This window comes from Calothrix sp. CBUCES-K 9914, from assembly GCF_059640475.1.
On record NZ_JBXXZH010000098.1, the window covers coordinates 24,989 to 31,290 of the forward strand.

Annotated in this window: 5 protein-coding genes; all 5 read right to left on the reverse strand. The window is 40.8% G+C overall.

Going from position 1 to position 6,302, the window contains the following annotated elements:
• Positions 1–67 precede the first annotated feature (67 nt).
• The 5 genes from AC2JBO_RS21555 to AC2JBO_RS21575 all read right to left on the reverse strand — a co-directional run bounded on the left by AC2JBO_RS21555 (position 68) and on the right by AC2JBO_RS21575 (position 6,106).
• Positions 68–739, reverse strand: coding sequence for a class I SAM-dependent methyltransferase family protein (locus tag AC2JBO_RS21555; RefSeq protein ID WP_496955702.1), 672 nt, complete (start codon positions 737–739; stop codon positions 68–70).
• Positions 740–773: 34 nt separating this feature from the next.
• Positions 774–1,865, reverse strand: a complete 1,092-nt coding sequence (locus AC2JBO_RS21560) for an aliphatic sulfonate ABC transporter substrate-binding protein (RefSeq protein WP_496955703.1) — start codon at positions 1,863–1,865, stop codon at positions 774–776.
• A gap of 30 nt (positions 1,866–1,895) precedes the next feature.
• Positions 1,896–2,708: a class I SAM-dependent methyltransferase gene (locus tag AC2JBO_RS21565; RefSeq protein ID WP_496955704.1), complete on the reverse strand. Its 813-nt coding sequence runs from the start codon at positions 2,706–2,708 to the stop codon at positions 1,896–1,898.
• 314 nt (positions 2,709–3,022) lie between these two features.
• Positions 3,023–4,510 (reverse strand): amidohydrolase family protein, encoded by a 1,488-nt coding sequence (locus tag AC2JBO_RS21570; protein ID WP_496955705.1) that lies wholly within the window; start codon positions 4,508–4,510, stop codon positions 3,023–3,025.
• 108 nt (positions 4,511–4,618) lie between these two features.
• On the reverse strand, positions 4,619–6,106 hold the full coding sequence (locus AC2JBO_RS21575) for an amidohydrolase family protein (RefSeq protein WP_496955706.1): 1,488 nt from the start codon (positions 6,104–6,106) through the stop codon (positions 4,619–4,621).
• Positions 6,107–6,302: the final 196 nt, after the last annotated feature.

Sequence of the window (6,302 nt, forward strand, 5' to 3'; positions counted from 1 at the left end):
TGAACTTGACGCCAATGGCAAGGATGCCCATTCCACAAAATATTACAAGAAGATATTACAAGATGTTTTATACAGTGCTAGTAGCTCTATATTTATCCGGCGCCCCAGAAAATACAAATAGCTGTTGATTTTGAGGTAAAGGTAGTCCTTCTCCAAGATAGCGATGAATTCCTACTCCCATATCTCCTGTTAGAGTGAGTCGGAAATTTACTTCTTCAAATTCGGCTTCACGGAAGACTTTGCGAACAGTTTCAGAGTGAGCGATACCATCAGAATGACCACGCGTCCAAATTGCAAACGAGCCTTTTTTAGCAAGTTTTGGAAGGTTTCCAATTAAGCGCTTAAGTTCTGCTTCGTCCGCTAAGTTACCGAATATGCCACAAACAATTATAATATCTGCTGGTACGGCGCCTATATAACTAGAAGAGTTTGTAGCGTCGCCATTTATAAATTCAAGCTGTTGTGACAAACCTGCTGATTCAATTTTATCTCGTCCCTGTTGGGCAAGTTCTGGATTTAATTCAACGAGGCGCCCATGTATATCAGATTTACGAGGATGACTAGCTAAAGTTCCAAGTAAATCTCGTCCATCACCTGCACAAGCACTAACTACTCGAATTTTTCCTCGTGGAGATGCATCAATAGCATTCCAAATATATTCGCGAACTATTTGTAGTCGTTGCTGTAGTCTTGCGTCAGTATTGTAGAGGTCATGCCATTCATACCAATTGTTAGACATAATTTATGATTCCTTTTTAAGTAATAAATAGGTACTATTTTTGACTAATTGATGGAGGAGTAATTGCAGCGTATTGTTCTGGTGTAAGCGTTGCTTCTTGGATATTTACAGATTGAGGAATTACACCATTTTTGTAGAAGTAATCTGCAACTTTTTGCTGTTCTTTGATTAAATCTGGGGTAATAGGTCTTAACCCAAGGGTACGGCGCTTTACAACTGTCTCCATGATATCGAGCGGTAGTTTCTGAAATGGTACAATTAGCTGTGCAGCATCTTTGGGATTCGCTTCTGCCCAACGTTGAATTTTATCTATTTCTTCAATAACTACTCGCAGTAATTCTGGATTCTCAATTGCAAACTGCTTGCCGCCAATATAATATCCACCTGGTGAGTCTAGTCCTTCGGCTGTTTTGAGGACTCTAATTTTATTTTCTTTTTCTGCTAGAGCTAGGTATGGGTCGTTAGTCACCCAAACAGGAATTTTTCCTTGTAGAAATGCAGCGTTAGATTCTACGGTAGGTAAACTCACCTTTTGAATGTCGTCTTTGTTCAAACCTACATCTTCTAAAGCTCTAAGCAGAAAATAGTGAGATGCAGAAGCTTTTTGAAAGAAGACTCTTTGACCTTTTATGTCTTTTATGTTTTTAATGGGGGAATCTGGTGGGACACCTATAGCGCTTCCTCTACCACTATTTTCATCACGTCGCGAACCAACAACGTATACGATTCTAGCGCCTGCTGCTTGTGCGAAAATAGGGGGAGTTTCACCAACAGAACCCAAATCGATTTTACCAACATTCATGGCTTCCATTAACTGGGGCCCTTGAGCAAACTGTGCCCACTCGACCTTTACACCCAGAGGTTCTAAACGTTTTTCTAGAACTTTTGTAATTCTAACTAAATCACCTGCTTGTTGATACCCCATCCGAAGTACCTTAGTTTTGATACCACTCGTTTGAGTATTTAGTACATTTGCATTAACAGAAGATGAAGTTTCTGATTTTTGGGTTGTAGGAGCGCAACTAACCAACGTCAAGGAAGTTGTTAAAGCTAATAATCCTGGCGCCAAAAATAGGGTGAAGCGGCGAAATATTGCAAAATTATCAGACTTTAATTTACAGAACATTTGTTTAAATAGTATAGTTTTTGTAGAAATTTATCTTGTAGCGACCAAAGCTGTAACTGGTAACACCTCACTAAACTGTCCAGATGGTTCCACTGCTAATAAAGAGGCTTTTAAATCTCCCTCAAATTTTTCGCGGTTGTTGCCGAAGAAAGATGGTAAAGCAAATGCGGTTGAATAAAGGTAGCCTAAATATGAATCAATCGTCCAAGATTGCTCAAATTTAACTTCGTAGGACGTAATATTGGAAAAAGAAGACTTTGCTAAAACAGTTTCATGAGGTATTTCTAATGGTTTCCAATCTCCTTCTCCACCTTTACCTGTGCGGCGCCTATCACCTAACCAGCGTTTAACAACGGCAATAGCAGTTTGTTTCCAAGGGTGTTGGCTCTCCCAAGTATTCTCGTTTGTTTTGATAATAACAATACCGCCATCGTTATTTATTAAAGAATCAAGTTTGGATAATACAAGCTCTCGCTGCATCCAATGAAACGAACGTCCCATTGTTACTAATTTAAACTTGCCCAAATCCTCAGTTAGAGATTCTGCACGGTCATGAATCCAACGAATATTAGTGGCGCCAGCATTTACAGCTTGCTCTTGCGCTTCAGTGAGCATATCTGCATCTGGGTCAAGCGCTACCACTTCGGCAAAGCGGTTATGAAAAGGAATAGCCACTAGTCCGGCGCCACAGCCTAGGTCGAGTAATCTTTCTGTACCATCAAGGTTAAAGACATCAGCTAATAAATCAAATAAGGCTTGAGGATACTTTGCTCGGTAGCGCGCGTAGTACCAAGCGGCGCCTTGAAATAAAGTCGGGTCGTAATTAGGAATAGTTGTAACCATTGGAACTCCAACATTTTATCATCAGATGTCAAATTAGTAATTTATCCTCCCTAGCCCCCTACTGTGTATACACAAGTCTCTAAAAGTCACTTTTCTTCTCTTTCTTCGTGTTCTTTGTGCCTTTGTGGTTCATAAAAAGAATAAACCACAAAGACACAAAGGTGAGATATTAAGGAAAATTATAAAGATGTCTATACACCGTAGCTTAATAAGGGGGAAACAAGAAGGTTTATAGTCACCCTTATTAAAGGAAAAAAATAGAGTTTCTAGCCCCCCCTTATTAAGGGGGGTTGGGGGGGATCAATACTGGTTATTTATCGACCAACATTTATCAAATATTCTTCAGCTTTTTTCTCAACCACCGTACCTTTAAAGAAATCACGATTAAGACTTGTATACAATTCCAATGGATGAATTGATAAGAAGTAGCGTAAATCTTCTTCGCTAATAATCTCTCGTTCTACCATATTGTAAGCATTAGCGGTAACGCTTGTAATATCAGGCACATCCCAATGACCAGCATCAGAACCCAAGAAAGCTTTTACACGGTCGCCAAAAGGTAATGCCGCGCGGTTAAAAGCTTGAGACACGCGAGTATCATCTGATTCTGTACCAAAATAGAAATGATTTAAAAAACGGTCGCGCACATCCTCTGGTTTCTCAATACCAGCATCAGCAAATTCGTCTAACTCTCCTGGGTCTTCAGGTGCAAAATGTTTACTATGAAATCCTAAACCATCACCAAGTTGATCTAAGCGACCATGCACTAGTTCACCACCATAACGAGTATAAAGCTCTTTGAGTTCTTCTTTATCTACGATGGCAGGGTTGTTGTGAGTTAATAAATGCTCTTTGTTGCGGGTTTCCCAATGCCAAATTATATCAGCATACAAACTGGCGCCCCAAGCAGAACCACCTTCCATAAAGGCAAATTTTAAATTGGGGAAGCGTCGAGTCACACCACCAAAGAACAAAGATTTGCACAGCGCTTCTGCTGCAAAGGCAAAGTGGTTAATATGATTATACTGAGCATTCGTAACTGAGCGTTGAGTTGTCCAACCTTGACTTGATGCGTGGGTGGTAGGAACTACTTTGAGTTCTACGCACTTCGCCCAGAATGGGTCATAATCATATTTGCTGTCTAAGCCAAAGTTATCAATCCAAACTACCTCGTTTGCTACTTCTTTACCATACTTTTCAAAAGCAGGAATTGGGCGCCGAACATAACCAGGTATCTGAATTGCTTTTAACCCTAGTACATTTACTGCATATTCCAATTCTTCTATTGCTTCAGTAGGAGTGTGCATTGGAATTGCTGCAATTGGTGTAATGCGGTCTGCATATGGGCGGAATATATCAGCATGGTAGATATTCAACGCACGACATACTGCACGTCGCATTTCTTCATTACCAATGTTCGGTGCCATTGTTGCCAAGTTAGGATACACGACGGCAAAATCTGTACCTGCTTCTTGAAGTCTTTCATGAAGTAACTTGGGCAAGCTAATAGTAGCTAAATTCAAAGTGTTTTTAGTTGGGCGCCCCCACCAGTTAGGACGGTTGCTACGATACGCAAACCGTTCTTCCCATGTTTGTTTATACCATTTGAAACGTGAGGCGCCTGGTAAATGTTCTTTGAAGCGTTCTACTATTGCGCTTCCTGCTACTTGCTCTAAATAATCTAATACTGCTGGTTCAAATTCTTGGGTATGTACATCAGTATCAATGATAGGATAACCCAGTTGTTCACGAATTTGAGCAGATTTGCTTTTTTGGATTGGACGTTCTAATGCAATGGTCATAGTAGTTTACCTTGATTATTGTGGAAAAATCTTGTGGAACAGGCATCCTTGCCTGTTTATGTATGGGCGGGCAGGGATGCCCGCTCCACAAGAGTGTTTTGAAATTATTTAATTTTTATTATTGGCCAGGTATTCCTCAGCTGCTTTTTCTACAGATGTACCTTTGAAGAAGTCACGGTTGAGACTGGTGTATAACTCCATTGGGTGAATAGATAAGAAGTAGCGGAGGTCTTCTTCGTTCAATATGCCACGTTCAACAAATGAGTAGGAATTTGCGGTGACAGCAGTAATATCTGGAACATCCCAATGACCTGAGTCTGAACCTAAGAATGCTTTTACACGGTCGCCATAGGGGTTTGCTTTGCGGTTAAATGCATGAGCGACACGGGTATCATCTGATTCTGTACCAAAGTAGAAATGATTTAAGAAGCGCGCGCGCACGTCTTCGGGAATTTTAACTCCTGCAAGGGCAAATTCATCTTGTTCACCTGGGTCTGGAGGAGATAACAAGTTAGCATGGAATCCTAAACCACTTCCTAGTTCGTCTAAACGACCGTTGACTTGTTCACCACCGTAACGAACGTAGTACTCTAGAAGTTCTTCACGATTAATTTTGCTAGGGTCGTTATGTTCTAACATATGGTCTTCATTGCGTGTATACCAGTGCCATACTAAATCAGCATACAAACTGGCGCCCCATGCAGAACCACCTTCTAAGAAAGCAAATTTTAATGTGGGAAAACGATGAGTAACTCCACCAAAAAATAAAGATTTGCACAATGCTTCACCAGCAGAGGCAAAGTGACCAATATGATTATATTGGTAGTTGGAAATCGAGCGGCGATTTATCCAACCCATACCACTAGAATGTGTGGTAGGTACAACTTTGAGTTCTACACATTTTGCCCAGAATGGGTCATAGTCGTATTTGCTATCTAAACCAAATGTATCAATCCAAATTGCTTCATTCGCGACTTCCTCACCATATTTCTCAAAAGCAGGAATTGGGCGCCGGACATGACCGGGTATTTGAATTGCTTTTAGTCCTAATACTTTGACTGCATATTCCAATTCTTCTATCGCTTCAGTAGGAGTATGCATTGGAATAGAAGCAATTGGTGTTAAGCGGTCAGCGTAAGGACGGAAAATTTCAGCATGGTATGTATTAGCCGCGCGACATACTGCACGTCGCATATCTGGATGACCAATATGTGGCGCCATTGTTGCTAAGTTTGGGTACACAACAGCAAAGTCTGTACCTGCTTCTTGTAAGCGCTCGTGTAGTAATTTGGGTAAGCTAATAGTTGCTAAATTTAAAGCATCGTTTGTAGGACGAGTCCAGAAAGGAGGACGTGTTGTTCTATAAGCTCGTCGTTCTTCCCAAGTCTGACTAAACCATTTGGAACGCGATGAACCTGGTAAGTGTTCTTGGAACTTTTCTACAATTGCGGCGCCTGCTACTTGTTCTAGATAATCTAAAAATGCTGGGGGAAATTCTTGGGTATGTACATCAGTATCAATAATGGGATATCCAAGCTGTTCACGAATTTCTGCTGAACGTGTTTTTTTCTTGGGACGTTCTAATGCAATAGTCATGATATTTATTTCCTATTTATGTAACTGTGAATCTAATACTAAAAGGAATAGAGTAAGATCCCCCAACCCCCCTTAATAAGGGGGGCTAAAAGCACCTCTTATTCCCCTGTTATTAAGCTCGGCTAAAAGCACCTCTTATTCCCCCCTTATTAAGGGGGGTTAGGGGGGATCAGTTATTGTAAATCAAACCGTTACT

Excerpts from the sequence above, each read along its gene's own strand:
- AC2JBO_RS21555 (WP_496955702.1), bottom strand. The coding sequence starts at position 739 with ATGTCTAACAATTGGTATGAATGGCATGACCTCTACAATACTGACGCA.
- AC2JBO_RS21560 (WP_496955703.1), bottom strand. The coding sequence starts at position 1,865 with ATGTTCTGTAAATTAAAGTCTGATAATTTTGCAATATTTCGCCGCTTC.
- AC2JBO_RS21565 (WP_496955704.1), bottom strand. The coding sequence starts at position 2,708 with ATGGTTACAACTATTCCTAATTACGACCCGACTTTATTTCAAGGCGCC.
- AC2JBO_RS21570 (WP_496955705.1), bottom strand. The coding sequence starts at position 4,510 with ATGACCATTGCATTAGAACGTCCAATCCAAAAAAGCAAATCTGCTCAA.
- AC2JBO_RS21575 (WP_496955706.1), bottom strand. The coding sequence starts at position 6,106 with ATGACTATTGCATTAGAACGTCCCAAGAAAAAAACACGTTCAGCAGAA.